19 protein-coding genes and 1 riboswitch are annotated in these 14367 nt (G+C 40.6%); of the genes, 14 read left to right on the top strand and 5 right to left on the bottom strand.

Translation table 11 applies throughout. The features are described from left to right. Nucleotides 1–20: 20 nt before the first annotated feature. From BLW60_RS14690 to BLW60_RS14630, 13 genes are all read left to right on the top strand, one after another. The gene (locus BLW60_RS14690) at nt 21–611 is read left to right on the top strand and encodes an MptD family putative ECF transporter S component (RefSeq protein WP_074718713.1); all 591 of its coding nucleotides are present in this window, start codon (nt 21–23) and stop codon (nt 609–611) included. Then, nucleotides 611–1312: an energy-coupling factor transporter transmembrane component T gene (locus BLW60_RS14685; protein ID WP_074718711.1), complete on the top strand. Its 702-nt coding sequence runs from the start codon at nt 611–613 to the stop codon at nt 1310–1312. The genes BLW60_RS14690 and BLW60_RS14685 overlap by 1 nt, the downstream gene beginning before the upstream one ends. After that, nucleotides 1309–2802, top strand: a complete 1494-nt coding sequence (locus tag BLW60_RS14680) for an ABC transporter ATP-binding protein (protein ID WP_074718709.1) — start codon at nt 1309–1311, stop codon at nt 2800–2802. The genes BLW60_RS14685 and BLW60_RS14680 overlap by 4 nt, the downstream gene beginning before the upstream one ends. A 72-nt stretch (nt 2803–2874) precedes the next feature. Further along, nucleotides 2875–2982: riboswitch (TPP riboswitch) on the top strand. A gap of 53 nt (nt 2983–3035) precedes the next feature. Beyond that, complete coding sequence (gene thiS, locus BLW60_RS14675; RefSeq protein ID WP_074718707.1) at nt 3036–3230, top strand: sulfur carrier protein ThiS; 195 nt, start codon at nt 3036–3038, stop codon at nt 3228–3230. Nucleotides 3231–3233: 3 nt separating this feature from the next. Further along, entirely contained in the window at nt 3234–3869 is a 636-nt protein-coding gene (gene thiF, locus BLW60_RS14670; protein ID WP_074718693.1) for a sulfur carrier protein ThiS adenylyltransferase ThiF, read from the top strand. 19 nt (nt 3870–3888) lie between these two features. After that, entirely contained in the window at nt 3889–4659 is a 771-nt protein-coding gene (locus BLW60_RS14665) for a thiazole synthase (protein WP_074718691.1), read from the top strand. Beyond that, a complete protein-coding gene (locus BLW60_RS14660) occupies nt 4659–5141 on the top strand; it encodes a GNAT family N-acetyltransferase (RefSeq protein ID WP_074718689.1) in 483 nt (160 codons plus the stop codon). The genes BLW60_RS14665 and BLW60_RS14660 overlap by 1 nt, the downstream gene beginning before the upstream one ends. Nucleotides 5142–5159: 18 nt before the next feature. Beyond that, nucleotides 5160–5444: a hypothetical protein gene (locus BLW60_RS14655; protein ID WP_074718687.1), complete on the top strand. Its 285-nt coding sequence runs from the start codon at nt 5160–5162 to the stop codon at nt 5442–5444. A 24-nt stretch (nt 5445–5468) separates the two neighbouring features. Beyond that, nucleotides 5469–5819 carry a signal peptidase II gene (locus BLW60_RS14650; protein ID WP_074718685.1) on the top strand — a complete coding sequence of 117 codons (351 nt, stop codon included), beginning with the start codon at nt 5469–5471 and terminating at the stop codon, nt 5817–5819. 4 nt (nt 5820–5823) lie between these two features. Further along, nucleotides 5824–7077 carry a 2-iminoacetate synthase ThiH gene (gene thiH / locus BLW60_RS14645; RefSeq protein ID WP_074718683.1) on the top strand — a complete coding sequence of 418 codons (1254 nt, stop codon included), beginning with the start codon at nt 5824–5826 and terminating at the stop codon, nt 7075–7077. Beyond that, complete coding sequence (locus tag BLW60_RS14640) at nt 7070–7666, top strand: thiamine phosphate synthase (protein ID WP_074718681.1); 597 nt, start codon at nt 7070–7072, stop codon at nt 7664–7666. The genes thiH and BLW60_RS14640 overlap by 8 nt, the downstream gene beginning before the upstream one ends. Nucleotides 7667–7670: 4 nt before the next feature. After that, nucleotides 7671–8306, top strand: a complete 636-nt coding sequence (gene thiE / locus BLW60_RS14635; protein ID WP_074718768.1) for a thiamine phosphate synthase — start codon at nt 7671–7673, stop codon at nt 8304–8306. 12 nt (nt 8307–8318) lie between these two features. Then, on the top strand, nt 8319–9089 hold the full coding sequence (locus BLW60_RS14630) for a TatD family hydrolase (protein WP_074718679.1): 771 nt from the start codon (nt 8319–8321) through the stop codon (nt 9087–9089). 205 nt (nt 9090–9294) lie between these two features. Here BLW60_RS14630 and BLW60_RS14625 read toward each other — a convergent pair whose 3' ends face one another. After that, nucleotides 9295–9768 (bottom strand): TspO/MBR family protein, encoded by a 474-nt coding sequence (locus tag BLW60_RS14625; protein ID WP_074718678.1) that lies wholly within the window; start codon nt 9766–9768, stop codon nt 9295–9297. A 56-nt stretch (nt 9769–9824) separates the two neighbouring features. Further along, on the bottom strand, nt 9825–10487 hold the full coding sequence (locus BLW60_RS14620) for a metallophosphoesterase family protein (protein ID WP_074718676.1): 663 nt from the start codon (nt 10485–10487) through the stop codon (nt 9825–9827). Nucleotides 10488–10732: 245 nt separating this feature from the next. Here BLW60_RS14620 and BLW60_RS14615 point away from each other — a divergent pair, with 245 nt between their 5' ends. Beyond that, nucleotides 10733–12157 (top strand): D-alanyl-D-alanine carboxypeptidase family protein, encoded by a 1425-nt coding sequence (locus BLW60_RS14615; protein ID WP_074718674.1) that lies wholly within the window; start codon nt 10733–10735, stop codon nt 12155–12157. Nucleotides 12158–12210: 53 nt separating this feature from the next. Here the strand turns inward: BLW60_RS14615 and BLW60_RS14610 are convergent, their stop codons facing one another. The 3 genes from BLW60_RS14610 to hpf form a co-directional block, all read right to left on the bottom strand. Further along, the gene (locus tag BLW60_RS14610; RefSeq protein WP_081348287.1) at nt 12211–13029 is read right to left on the bottom strand and encodes a putative ABC transporter permease; all 819 of its coding nucleotides are present in this window, start codon (nt 13027–13029) and stop codon (nt 12211–12213) included. A 3-nt stretch (nt 13030–13032) separates the two neighbouring features. Beyond that, on the bottom strand, nt 13033–13701 hold the full coding sequence (locus tag BLW60_RS14605) for a lactate utilization protein (RefSeq protein WP_074718672.1): 669 nt from the start codon (nt 13699–13701) through the stop codon (nt 13033–13035). A gap of 68 nt (nt 13702–13769) precedes the next feature. Next, nucleotides 13770–14297 (bottom strand): ribosome hibernation-promoting factor, HPF/YfiA family, encoded by a 528-nt coding sequence (gene hpf, locus BLW60_RS14600; RefSeq protein ID WP_028516578.1) that lies wholly within the window; start codon nt 14295–14297, stop codon nt 13770–13772. Nucleotides 14298–14367: the final 70 nt, after the last annotated feature.

Here is a 14367-nt window from a genome sequence, read left to right as displayed (position 1 = left end):
ATAATCGAGGAGATATTAAGATGAATGATAAAAAATTACAGGCAAAGGATTTTATTACCATAGGAATTTTCACGGCACTCTTATTCGTTGTGGAATTCGCCTGCGGACTATTAGGTTTTATTCACCCATATATCGTAGCGTCTTATGTGGTGATGATACCGATCGTTGGTTCTATACCGATGATGCTGTTCTATACAAAAATTGAGAAATTTGGTATGCTGAGTATAATGTCCGTACTGCTTGCTATCATTATGTTCGTAACGGGCATGGGATACCTCGGTGCGCCGCTTATCATTGCCGCAGGCGTTATAGCTGATCTGATAGCAAAATCAGGCGGATATAAGAGCTTCAAAAAGACTGTTATAAGCCATTGCGTTTTCTGCCTGTGGATATGTGCAAATTATTTTCCCGTGGTGGTCTCTGCAAAATCTTACAGAAAGAATCTTCTTGAAGGAGGATATTCGGCGGAGTACTGCGACAGCCTTTTCCGTGCCATCAACTCAAAAACTATAGCAGTGTTGCTTGTACTCTGCTTTGTATTCGGCTGTGTGGGAGCATTGATAGGCAAAGCTGTGTTAAAAAAGCATTTTGAGAAGGCAGGTATCGTGTAATGTCATTAAAGCTTGACCCGAGAACAAAGCTGTACATGATATTTGTAGTATCGGCGGTCGTGATGATGAGTGCCACAACGCCATTTCTATGGGCAGTGCGAATTATCATGACCATGATACCGATACTTCTGCTTATTACAGAAAAGCATTATGCGGCGGCGTTTCGGTTTCTGATACTTTACGGAACAGCTCTTCTACTGACATTCAGATATCTTTCCGAAAACTCAAAGGGATTTCTGTCAGCATTTCTTGTTGGATATTGCAGTATCATCGTGCAGTTCATGCCTGCAATGATAACCGCATGGTATGTAATAAAAACTACGAAGATCGGCGAATTTGTCTGTGCTATGCAGAAAATGCATATCCCCGACGGAATAACGATCTCACTTGCAGTGGTCATGCGCTTTTTCCCTACAATAAAGGAGGAATACGCAGCAATCCACGATGCAATGAAAATGCGCGGTATCATGCTGGGCGGAGGAAACGCTACAGGTATGATAGAATACCGTATGATACCGCTTCTGTTTTCATGCGTGAATATCGGAGATGAATTATCCGCAGCCGCTGTTACAAGAGGTCTCGGAGGAAAGGTGAAAAGAACCAGTGTGCAGATGCTGAAAATGAGGGCGGCAGACTATCTGCTGATGCTGCTGTTCACAGCAGCTCTTGCAGTTTTCGTGGTTTCTAAGTATATCAGATGATGCAGACGATAGCACAGATAAACAATGTAACGCACAGGTACAAGGGTGCGGCTGAGAACTCTCTTGACGGCGTTTCACTGACGATAAAAAAGGGCGAAACGCTTCTTTTATGCGGTGCATCAGGTTCGGGAAAGACCTCGGTGATAAGGCTGTTAAACGGGCTTATACCCCATTATTATCAAGGTGATATGACAGGCGAAGTGACCGTAAACGGACTTGAGATCGCCAAAACGCAGCTCTATGAGCTTGCAGGCATTGTAGGAACGGTCTTTCAGAACCCAAGAAGTCAGTTCTTTTCGGTAGATACCGACGGAGAGATAGTTTTCGGTCCTGAGAATATCGGTCTTGCACCTGACGAAATAAAAGCGCGAAAGGACAATATATCACGGCAGATGAAGCTGGATAAGCTTCTGTGCAGAAGTTTGTTTGAATTATCAGGCGGTGAAAAGCAAAGGATAGCCTGTGCCTCGGTGGCTGCACTGCTGCCCGAGATAATACTTCTGGACGAGCCTTCCTCAAATCTTGATATGGAAGCAATAAATATCCTGCATGATATTATCTGTGACTGGAAAAGACAAGGCAAGACGATCATCATTTCCGAACACAGACTCTGGTATCTTAAAGATATTGCCGACCGTGATATATATATGGATAAGGGCAGGATAGTCAGTGAGTGGTCAGCCGAGGATTTCGCTGAGATATCCGAAGAAGAGACAAGGCAGCTTGGACTTCGGCCCACAAGCATCAATGAACATTATCTTGCTCTGCTTTCGGATAATTGTAATGCACATGAGAGTCGTATCAACATATCTGACGGGATATTGTTTAAGGACTTTTATTTTTCATATCATCGTAAGCCTTATATTCTGCGAAGAAAACGTTTCTCAGCCGCTGACGGGGAAGATCTGAGCCTGTGTATCCCCGAACTCACGATCCCTAAAGGAAAAGTTACCGCAGTTATCGGCAGTAACGGTACGGGCAAATCTACATTTCTTCGATGTATCTGCGGACTGGAAAAGGACTGCACAGGTGTTATCATCTCCGGCGGCAGTGAATACAGAAAAAGACAGCGTATCGGCTTTTCATACATGGTCATGCAGGACGTTAATCATCAGCTTTTTACCGATAGTGTGGAAAAAGAGGTGCTGCTCTCAATGAAAGATAAGGACGAAAAAAGATGTCTCGAAATACTCGATACACTTGGTTTGCTCAGATATAAAGACACTCACCCTATGGCACTTTCAGGCGGACAGAAACAGCGTGTTGCTATAGCTTCCGCAATAGCGGCAGGTGCAGAACTGCTGTTGTTTGATGAACCAACGTCAGGACTCGACTACGCGCATATGAAAAAGGTTGGAGAACTTCTACGCCAGCTTGCGGATTCAGGCAGTACGGTACTTGTTTCGACTCACGATCCCGAATTTATAGAACAGTGCTGCGATCTCACTCTTAGGATAAAAAACGGCAGAGCAGTTTCGTTAACATTTTAAACTTTTTCATACAATTAATTATTCCGATTTTTTTGATACAGTACTTGATTTAACTCAAAAAGTGTGTTATAATACTTCATGCAGGGGAGCTTGTGGAACAGGCTGAGAGGAAGGTGATACCTTCGACCCTTCGACCTGATTTGGTTAATGCCAGCGTAGGGAGTCCTATTTTCTTATGTACTTTACAGGGAACTGCGCAGGCTGTTCCCTGATTTTTATTAGGAGGTATCTGAATGGTAAAGATAAACGGAGAGCTTCTTGACAAGGACGGAAAAACTGTTTCCGAAATACTTTCCGATATGGAAATAAACAGTCAGCACGTTGCGGTAGAGCTGAATGAAATGATCGTTCCAAAGGCTGAATACAGTAAAACTGTGCTCAAAGGCGGCGATACTGTAGAGGTAGTGCGCTTTGTCGGAGGCGGCTGATATATGATACCGACTAAAGAGGAGATGTATGCTGCTCTTGAAGAGAGACACGGCAAAGAATTGCAGAAAAAATTGAGTGAAACTTCTGTTGCTGTATGCGGACTTGGCGGACTTGGCTCAAATATAGCTATATCCCTTGCAAGGGCAGGTGTTGGGAAACTGCATATGATCGACTTTGATAAAGTTGATATATCAAATCTCAACAGACAGCAGTATTTTCCCGAACAGCTCGGAATGTACAAGAGCGATGCGCTATATGATACCTTGAAACGTATTGCACCGTATTGTGAAATAAAAAAAGACTGTGTAAAGCTTGATGACGATAATATACCACGTCTTCTTGCAGATGATGATATAATCGTTGAGGCTTTTGACAAAGCAGAACAGAAAGCAATGCTTGTGAACTGCGTTCTTGAAACAATGCCTGAAAAATATCTGGTGGCAGGTTCGGGAATGGCGGGTTTAGCATCTTCAAATACAATAACTACAAAGCGCGTTACCAAGCGTTTTTATGTATGTGGTGACGGAGTAAGCGATGTTAATGACGGAATGGGACTTGTTTCGTCAAGAGTCCTTATTTGTGCTGGACATCAGGCTCACGCAGTTATAAGAATAATCGCAGGCGAATTTGATATATGATATATAAGGAGTAATCTAAATGAAAGATGATAAGCTTATCATAGGAGGACACGAGTTCTCCTCACGTTTTATACTTGGTTCGGGAAAGTATTCCCTCAGCCTTATTGAAGCGGCTGTAAAGTATGCAGGTGCAGAGATAATCACACTTGCAGTACGCCGTACCAACTCAAAGGATCATGAGAATATCCTTGATTATATACCAAAGGGAGTAACTCTCCTTCCGAATACATCAGGTGCAAGAAATGCCGATGAGGCAGTACGTATCGCTTGCCTTGCCCGTGAGCTTGGCTGCGGTGATTTCGTAAAGATAGAGATCATGCGTGACACAAAGTATCTTCTTCCTGATAATCAGGAGACAGTACGTGCTACGGAGATACTTGCAAAGGAAGGCTTTGTTGTAATGCCTTATATGTACCCCGATCTTAATACTGCCCGTGACCTTGTTAATGCAGGAGCAGCCTCAGTAATGCCTCTTGCTTCGCCTATCGGTTCAAACAAGGGACTTGCCACAAAGGATTTCATACAGATACTTATTGATGAAATAGACCTGCCGATAATAGTTGACGCAGGTATCGGCAGACCTTCTCAGGCTTGTGAAGCTATGGAAATGGGAGCTGCTGCTGTTATGTCAAATACAGCTCTTGCTACAGCAGGTGATCTTCCTGCAATGGCTGAAGCCTTCAAGCAGGCTATAGAAGCAGGCAGAAAGGCTTATCTTGCAGGTCTTGGACGAGTTCTTACAAGAGGTGCTGCACCGTCAGATACACTTACAGGATTCCTGCATGACTAATGGTACGTCTGCAAAAAGTAAACGGCGGTAATATCTGGGATATAGTAGGACTCAGTGTATTCTGGTCACAAAAAAAATTCGTAGCGGATAACAAAACAAGTATCATAGAAGCTTATGCCTCTATTTCAAGCGGCGGCAATGTTTTCACATTTGGGATATATGATGATAAAACACCTGTTGGTTTTGTAATGATAGGCTATGGAACAGACAAATACTGGAAGTCACCGCCTAAAGTAGCCGAAAACAACTATAATATATGGCGTTTTATGATAGATAAGCGTTTTCAGCATAAGGGATACGGTAAAGCCGCATTTCAGCTTGCACTTGACTTTATAAGAACTTATCCCTGCGGAAAAGCCGAAAAATGCTGGCTGTCATATGAGCCAGAAAATACTACTGCCGAAAAGTTATATAGTTCATTTGGCTTTGTGCCGAATGGTGAGAAAGACGTTAACGAAATCATCGCTGTAATTGATCTTTAAAAGGAAATACTAAAATTTATGGAAGAGAATAAGTTTTCATTAAAGCATTATCTTGTGTTTTTTATCAGCCCGTTAGCAATAGCATTATGCGACATAAAATATATGAAAAGCGTTGATAGAGTAATAGGGCTTTTGATGTTTGTTATTATAAGTGTTATTATCTCAATTGCACTGTGGAAAGCATTTTCACTTGTGAGTTCACACTTTGATATCAAAAAACTAAGTGTTACTGCTGTTATGGTTACAGCTCTTGCTGCGATCGATCATCTTATAAAGCTTGTGCTTAGCAAAACAGGCTTTTAGACATGTATCATCGGTAAATACTTTATGATAAAGCACTCACATAATATCAATCAGAATGGCATCTTTAACTACTTTAAGATAGAGACCTCTCAGCTGAACATGATCATCTTTAAAGCGGCTATTCTTGTGATCGTTATATGTTTATACAGGCTTTTTAAGTCAGAGACAGCAAGAAAGGCGTATGTTTTGTTTGCAGCAGGTGCTTTTGCACATCTTTTCGACACACTTTTTTACGGCTATACACTTGAGTACATATATTTTTACAAGGTCATTACCTATGACCTGAAAGATTATTATATAGATGCAGGTGTGTCGATATTGCTCCTGCTATTTCTCATTAATGAAAATAAGAAGATAGAAGAAAAAAGAAGGTAATTTAATGGAAAATCATTATTTTGTGGACTCAGACAAGCTTTCTGAAGCTGCACTGAAAAAGAAGCATATGCTTGAGACAGATCCGTCCTCACGTACAGATCATATGGAGTACATGGAGGGAATGGAGCGTATAAAGTCCGATATCATGGATAAGGTCATCACCGAGATGAAGAATTACGACTATTCTCAGTATACTGCCCGTGATGTAAACGCAGCTCTTAACCATGATACCTGCACTGTTGAGGATTTCAAGGCGCTTCTTTCTCCAGCGGCTGAACCTTTCCTTGAAAAAATGGCTCAGAAAGCAAAGCTTGAGACACAAAAGCATTTCGGCAATACCGTATATCTTTTCACACCTTTATATATAGCAAATTACTGTGAAAACTACTGTGTTTACTGCGGTTTCAACTGCTATAATGATATCAAGCGAATGAGACTCAATATGGAACAGATCGAGCATGAAATGAAGGTAATCGCTGACAGCGGTATGGAGGAGATACTCATTCTTACGGGTGAGAGCCGTGCTCAGAGCAGCGTGGAATACATCGGCGAAGCCTGCAAGCTTGCCCGCAAGTACTTCCGTATGGTAGGCGTTGAGGTCTATCCGCTGAATACTGACGAATACAAGTATCTTCACGAGTGCGGAGTTGACTATGTTACTGTTTTTCAGGAGACATATGACAGTGACCGCTATGAGCAGCTTCATCTTATGGGACATAAACGAGTATGGCCATATCGTTTTGAGGCTCAGGAACGAGCGCTCATGGGCGGCATGAGAGGCATTGCCTGCTCCGCTCTTCTCGGACTTTCCGATTTCAGAAAGGATGCTCTTGCAAGTGCGCTTCACGTATACTATTTACAGAGGAAGTACCCACAGGCTGAGATATCACTTTCATGTCCGAGACTTCGCCCTATCATCAATAATGACGAGATAAATCCGCTTGACGTACACGAAAAACAGCTGTGTCAGATACTCTGCGCATACAGGATATTCCTTCCTTTCTGCGGAATTACCGTTTCTTCCCGTGAAAGTGAGACTTTCCGAAACGGTATCGTAAAAATAGCCGCAACTAAAGTCTCCGCAGGTGTTTCAACAGGTATCGGCGACCACGAGAGCAAGTACACAGGCAAGGAAAGTGAAGCGACTGAAGGCGATGAACAGTTTGAGATAAACGACAGCAGAAGCTTCGATAAAATGTATAAGGATATGTCATCGGAAGGACTTCAGCCAGTGCTGAATGATTACCTCTATGTCTGATATCATCTGTGTTACAGCCCGAAATCTTTGTGATGGCGACTTTTTACAGCAGATAGAAAAGATCGCAGCAGCTTCACCTGATCGTATAATATTAAGGGAAAAAGACCTTCCCGAAAGCGATTATCATGTACTTGCCGAAGAAGTAATTAATATATGCAGAAAGTATGATACAACACTTATGCTGCATTATTATTGGAGGACCTCCATTGAGCTTGACTGCAAAAATATACATCTTCCGCTTCATATCCTCAGGGAGATTTCGGCAGATGAAAAAGGAAGCTTTGAATGTATCGGAGTTTCCTGTCATTCTGTTGATGATGCTGTGGAAGCGCAGAAACTCGGCGCAAATTATATCACAGCAGGTCACATCTTTGCTACAGACTGTAAAAAAGGACTTGCTCCGCGCGGACTTGATTTCTTGAGAGAGGTATGTAAAAGTGTGGATATACCTGTTTATGCGATTGGAGGAATATCACCAAACAATATCGAGCTTGTTCGTGAATGCGGTGCAGCAGGCGGCTGCGTTATGAGCGGATTTATGAAATGCAATGCTCCTTTACAGTATATCAGAAAATTTGAAAAGAAGTGATAATATGAATATAGATAAAAGCCAGCTTCTGCTTTATGCTGTTACTGACAGAGGCTGCCTTAAAGGAAAAAGCCTTGAAGAAGCAGTCGAACAGGCTATACTTGGCGGTGTTACTTGTGTACAGCTCAGAGAAAAGAATGTTTCTGAGGACGAAGTAATTGAAGAAGCAAAAAAACTGCTTAAAATATGCCATAAGTACAATGTTCCGCTTATAATCAATGATGATTATGAAGCAGCTTTGAAAAGCGGTGCTGACGGCGTTCATGTTGGCATTGAAGACGCTCCTGTTGCTGAAATTCGCAGGATAGCAGGGGAGAAGTTCATTATAGGTGCAACCGCAAAGACAGTTGAACAGGCAAAGCTTGCCGAGAGTTCGGGAGCTGATTATCTCGGAGTTGGAGCAGTTTTTCCTTCACCCACAAAAACAAACGCCATAAGGATAACTCCACAGCAACTCAGAGAGATATGCAGCTGTGTCAGCATACCTGCGGTTGCTATCGGAGGTATTACAGCTGAAAATGTATACGAAATAAAAGGCTGCGGGCACAGCGGTATAGCAGTTGTTTCGGCTGTATTTGGTGCAGATGACATAAAAGCGGCAGCTAAGCAGCTTTGTGAGGTTGTCCGCAATACTTTTTAATGAGGAAACAGTATGAAATACTACGATATTGGGCTTAACCTGTTCTGCAAGCAGTTCAGAGAGCCTGAGAAAATTATAAATGATGCGGCCGCTGAACAAGTTGGTTGTATACTTACAGGTTCGGATATGAAAAGCAGTGAATCTGTAAATAAGTTTGTAAAGGCGCATGAATGTTATGGTACTTGCGGTATTCACCCACACAGTGCTGACAGTGCTAAAGTCGAGGATTTTCAGCGCATTCGTGAAATTGTATCAAGCAATGATAAAATAGTTGCAGTAGGGGAGTGCGGACTTGATTTTGACCGTATGTTCTCAACTCGTGAAAACCAGATACGATGCTTTGAACATCATATTAAAATTGCGGAAGAACTCGATAAACCACTCTTTTTACATGAAAGAGAAGCAGCAGACGACTTTATACAGCGTTTCAAAAAGCATGGTGATATCTGTAAACGATCAGTAGTTCACTGTTTTACAGGTGATAAGGATACACTGAAAAGATATCTTGATATGGGTTTTTATATTGGTATTACCGGCTGGATATGCGATGAAAGACGAGGTGGTTCGCTTCGTGAGGCTGTAAAGCTCATTCCTCTTGACAAGATAATGGCGGAGACAGACGCTCCGTATCTTACTCCACGAAATATCAAGGGACTTGATCGCACAAATGTACCTCAGAACATAAAATATGTAGTGGCTGAGCTTGCCCGTAATATGCGTGTCAGCGAGAAAGAACTTACTTCCGCGCTGAAAGAAAATACAAAAAGATTTTTCGGTATATAAAAAACTGCACGGCAATTTAGGACCGTGCAGTTTTTTGCTTATTTGCAGCAGATGCCGAATAACTCGCAGAGCATCTTCCAGATATTGTTGCAGCACATAGTGTTTCCCTCCTGTAGATATTGTCCCTTTCGGGATAATTTAATTATACCAGAGGGCGATAGTTAAATCAATATTAAAACAATGGAAGTAATTTTTACATATAATGTCAGTTGAGGATATAAACGCTGACAGCAAGATACGAGGCAAAAATAAGCCATATGATATACGGAACATTCAGCCATGCCGCAGCATTTTTTATTCTTTTGAATGAAATAACCATTAATACAACAAGAACAAGCAGCAGAACCGCTATGATTGCAGCAGTCTCAAGTAATCTGAAACGGAAGAAAATTATGCTCCATGAGAAATTGACTGCAAGCTGTAGGAAATAAAGCTTTAATGCGGTTGCTTTTCTTATCTCGCTGCCATTAGAGTTCCATATAATATATGCTGATATTCCCATAAGCGCGTATAGAACAGCCCAAACTACAGGAAAAAGCCATGCAGGCGGCATAAGTGGGGGACGTATATATTCTGAGTAGAATGATTTATAATCTCCTGACAGAAGAGCAGACAATGCTCCGACAAGTTCTGCTGTCACAATAAAGATAAGCAGATCCGTAATTTTGATTTTTTTCATAGCTATACCTCTTTTGTTTGATAGTATATACTATGTCGGATCTGCTCATATTATACTTATTTCAGTGGGATCACGCTATTAAACACAGCATGGAATTTTATGGGGATATGCTTATCAATGTGGCATTTACCGAAAAACCATTCCCTGTATTTGCAGGTCTTGATAATATCCTCAAAAAATGCATGGACTTCAAGACGTTCGAGAACGTCAACTCCAAGGCATTCCTTTAAAGATGCAGGCGGTTCATGAGTGATGATATAGTCAAATTTGTAGTTGTTTTCACGTAAATGAGCGATGCCCTCTTTTATTTCCTCATGTGAAGGCTGTTCACGCTCCCACCAGTCATTATCACGTCTGAATTCGATATCCTGACTATGCCCGCCGCCAAATGTGAATATTCTACTTTTCTCGATAGTGTAGACCTGTCCGCGTAAAAGGTGGATAATATTAGGCGCGATGATATGTACTTTTCCGCCTTTCCACTCTTCAATAGGATATTTCTCAAGCATATCAAAATTTTCATGGCAGCCGTCAAGAAAAGCAATTGTAAAATTCTTATCAGCCAGCTTTTTCAGTGCAGCAGCCTCCTGCTTGGAATTATCCCATAAAAAACCGAAATCTCCGGCAATTATAAGAGTATCTCCTCGCCCTACCTTTTTCATTTCAGGGCTTTTAAAGCGAGTAATATCTCCGTGGGTGTCTCCTGTAACGTAGATCACATTAAAAACCTCCGTTCTTCTGTTCAATTTTATAGCAGCTTGTTTTTTTCTATGCTGCTTTCGTTTTGTATATTACTATTGTATCACATTTTAATGAAAAGGTAAAGACCATAGAAAAAATTTTCTGAAATTTAAAAAAATTTTTCTGAAAACTCTTTTAAAATGCAAAAATATCTGGTATAATATAATGCGGAGTTTCTAAAAGACATTATGGTGCATTTCGCGCTTTAAATAAAGGAGAATATATGAAAAGATTATTTTGTGTACTTTCTGCAATGATAATTGTTTTACCGTTTTTGTGTACAGCAAAAGCTGAGGCAGTGAATTTCCCGCTCAAGTCCAATATGAGCATTATGAGCGAATCGGCTGTGCTTGTAAATCTTGACACTAAAACAATAATTCATCAGAAAAATGCTGACAGAAAACAGATGCCTGGACCTCTTGTCAATATAATGACAGCTGTTGTCTGTATTGAGAATTTTCCCGATCTCTCCAAAGAGATAACAATAGATGAGTCGGTGTTTGATTATCTCTATAATATAGAATATCCTGATGATCTCCGATTTGCTGAGATACTTGACGGAGATGTCCTTACTATGACAGACCTGCTTTATGCTATGATGCTTACTTCTTCCGTTGAAGCAGCTGAGACTATTGCGTATAAAGTAGGGGACGGCAGTACAGCTAAATTTGTGGATATGATGAACGAGAAGGCAGCTGAACTCGGTCTTAACGATACTCACTTCACAAATGCTACAGGAATGTATGATCCCAATCAGTATACAACTGCCAACGATATGGCTACACTTTCCATGTACGCACTGTCCGTACCGTATTTTGAAAATATTTCCACGACGTATTCATACACGCCGTCAGTTCCTAATCTTAAAAGTCATCCAAATCAGGCTACCGAATGGGTGTGGACACATTCAAATATCATGATGGAACCTGACGGTGACTATACTTATAACGGAGCTAAAGGAATAAAGACCGCCAATCTCGAACTTGCAGGAAGAAATATCGTAACTATGGCAAGCCGTGACGGAAATAAGTACCTTGCAGTGCTTATGAAATCGCCTTTGAATGATGCTGACGGTGAAACGACTTTTTATCATATCACTGATGCAAAGTCACTTTTCAACTGGGCTTTCAATCATTTTTCATATCAGGTAATACTCGCTGATACAGCGGAAGTAGGTGAGCTTCCTGTAGAACTTGCAGAGGGAAATGATTATGTTCTTGCCCGACCAAAGGAAGAATTTACGCTTTTATGGTATGATGATATTGATATTTCTACTATAAGCCGTGATAAAGTAGTATGGTACAAAAATACACTTAAAGCACCTGTTGCCAAAGGCGAACCGCTTGGAAAAGTTACACTCGAATACTCAGGCGAAGAACTTGGAACGGTTGAGATCGTAGCTGTAAACAATGTTGAACGTTCAACTTCAAAGTATAATATCTATGCAGCAAAAATGTTCCGTAAGTCAACGTGGTTCAATAAGGCTCTTCTGGTATCATTTTTGCTTTGTGCAATATATATTCTGATATGTATTTACTCCTATATAGTATTTAAGAGCAAGGCAAAACCTATGAAGCCAATATATGCCGTTCCAAAGATGAATGACAAGAAGAAGCGCAGACGTCCGCCTCAGAACAAAGATGAATAAAAGTAAAATACCGTACAGATAAACTGTACGGTATTTTTATGCTTTGAAATACGCTATTTCCTTAAATTGTTCCTTAATTCGTTCAGCTGTTCTTTAAAACGTTTAGGCTGATAGATAGTCAATTTAGGAAAGGCTTTGGACAGACGTGATATGGTGAAACTCTTTTCTTCGCGCAGTTTTGCATACTTTTGAGCGAGCTCATTTAGCTTTTTACGCTGTTCAGAAGTCTTTTCGTCTAATGAATTCTTCATTTCCATTACATATTCTACACTATCAAAAATCCTTTCGCCTGTTTTGTCGGATATTTTTCTCATTTCATCAGAAATACCGTCAAGCAGTTTCAGCTTCTTCTTGATATGGATAATAGCAAGAACTGTTATTATCAGATCGCTTGTAAAGCCTATGAAAAATACAATAAGAACAGGAACGCCAATGAAATGCGGAAGTTTATCAACGAACTTATTTACCATAGGCTGAATGATCCTGACAGTTATAAGACAGGCAACTCCCCATAGTAAAGAGAATTTTAGGCAGATATAACCTTTGAAGTTAAAATGTTCGTGCGAGTAGTCCCACCATTTCTGAGCAAATATCTTTTCCAGCAGAAATCCGGTTATAAGTTCAAGGGCTGTAGTAAGAAAAACTGCTCCGAAATAAAGGATAAGTATATTTTCTTTCAGTGGTTCAAGTGCATTATAGACTATAATTACGCCAAAGCCGTAAATAGGGCAGTATGGACCATTCAAGAAGCCGCGGTTTATGAATTTTCCGTGCTCAACAGCCTGATATACAACTTCGAGACACCAACCAAAGAAAGCATATATTACAAAGAAACTCGCCGTTTTATATAGCATTAGAGCAGTTTCATTCATATCTTAGTAGCCAAGCTCCTCTCCGACTATTATTACTTTTATTCGCCCCTTATGACGCTGATGTGCGGAAATAAGGTAATTACAGCATATCCTTCCGTCACCGCCGCAGCCGTCTGTCATCTGTCTGTCTGCCTTTGAAAGTGATAGACATTCACCTTTTTCAGCACAGTATGTCGGACAATTAAGGCGTACACAGTTTGGCGGAGCAGCCTCTCTTTTTACTCTTATCTCAGCTTCATTAAGATCCTTTACTATTTTATTATATCCTGCAATAATTATGACTGATTTAGGTCCAAAAGCAATTGCAGCAATTCGGTTGCTGTTTCCGTCGACATTATAAAGACAGCCGTCCTCAGTTATTGCATTTGAGCTTGAAATGTATACATCAGCAGAAAAAGCCTTTATATAAAGCTCAGCAACTTCTTCCGGAGTCATTTTTGATCTGTCAAGGTAATTATAATCAGGGGAGCTAAGAAGCTCCGCCAAATTACATTCAGCCATTGTCATTGTTCCGCCGTTTGTAATAACATCGCCTTTTTTGATAAGTGACTTTACTACATCAGCAACTTTATCCTTTGTCTCAGCGTAGTAAAACTCCATATTGTTCTTTTTGAGATTTTCGCCGACTTTTGCGATACGCTTTTCGATTATCGTTTTCTTATTATTATCCATTTTTATCACTCCAACTATTATAAAATCAGTATGCGGGACAAATATGTCCCGCATACATTAAATTAAAATTATTCCATATCAGGCTCGAGAACAGCGTAATTTCCGTCATCACGCTTGTATACAACGTTTATCTGTCCTGAATCTGCATTTGTGAACATGAAGAACTCATGGCTGAGCATATTCATCTGAAGAATAGCTTCATCAATATCCATAGGTCTCATCTTGAACTTCTTATGCTTGATTACTTCGTAATCAACTGTTTCAGGTACAGGATAAGCAAATGCTTCCTTGAAAGCTGTATCCTTGAGTTTCTTCTCAACTTTTGTCTTGTTCTTGCGAATCTGTCTTATGATCTTGTCGATAGCGTCATCAAGAGCCACATATTTGTCTTCAGCAGAACGCTCTGCACGGAATATAATACTGTTGTATTTAACAGTAAGCTCGAGGATGATCTGAGTTTTGATCTCAGAAATTACGATCTTTGCATCAGCTTCATCTCCAAAGAACTTACCAAGACGAGAATCGATCCTTTTCTCAGCATATTCAGTAAAATTAGTAGGGATCTGCATTTTTTTAGCTGTGATAGTTGTTTTCATATTGGTCCTCCTTTGCGCCTTGCTCTAAAGCAAAGCATTTGTTTATGGTTATATTATACCATAATATTGG

The organism is Ruminococcus flavefaciens, from assembly GCF_900108555.1.
GTDB classification, from domain to species: domain Bacteria; phylum Bacillota; class Clostridia; order Oscillospirales; family Ruminococcaceae; genus Ruminococcus; species Ruminococcus flavefaciens_P.
The sequence above is the reverse complement of the archived record's forward strand: the minus strand, read 5'-3'. Positions and strand labels throughout refer to the sequence as shown.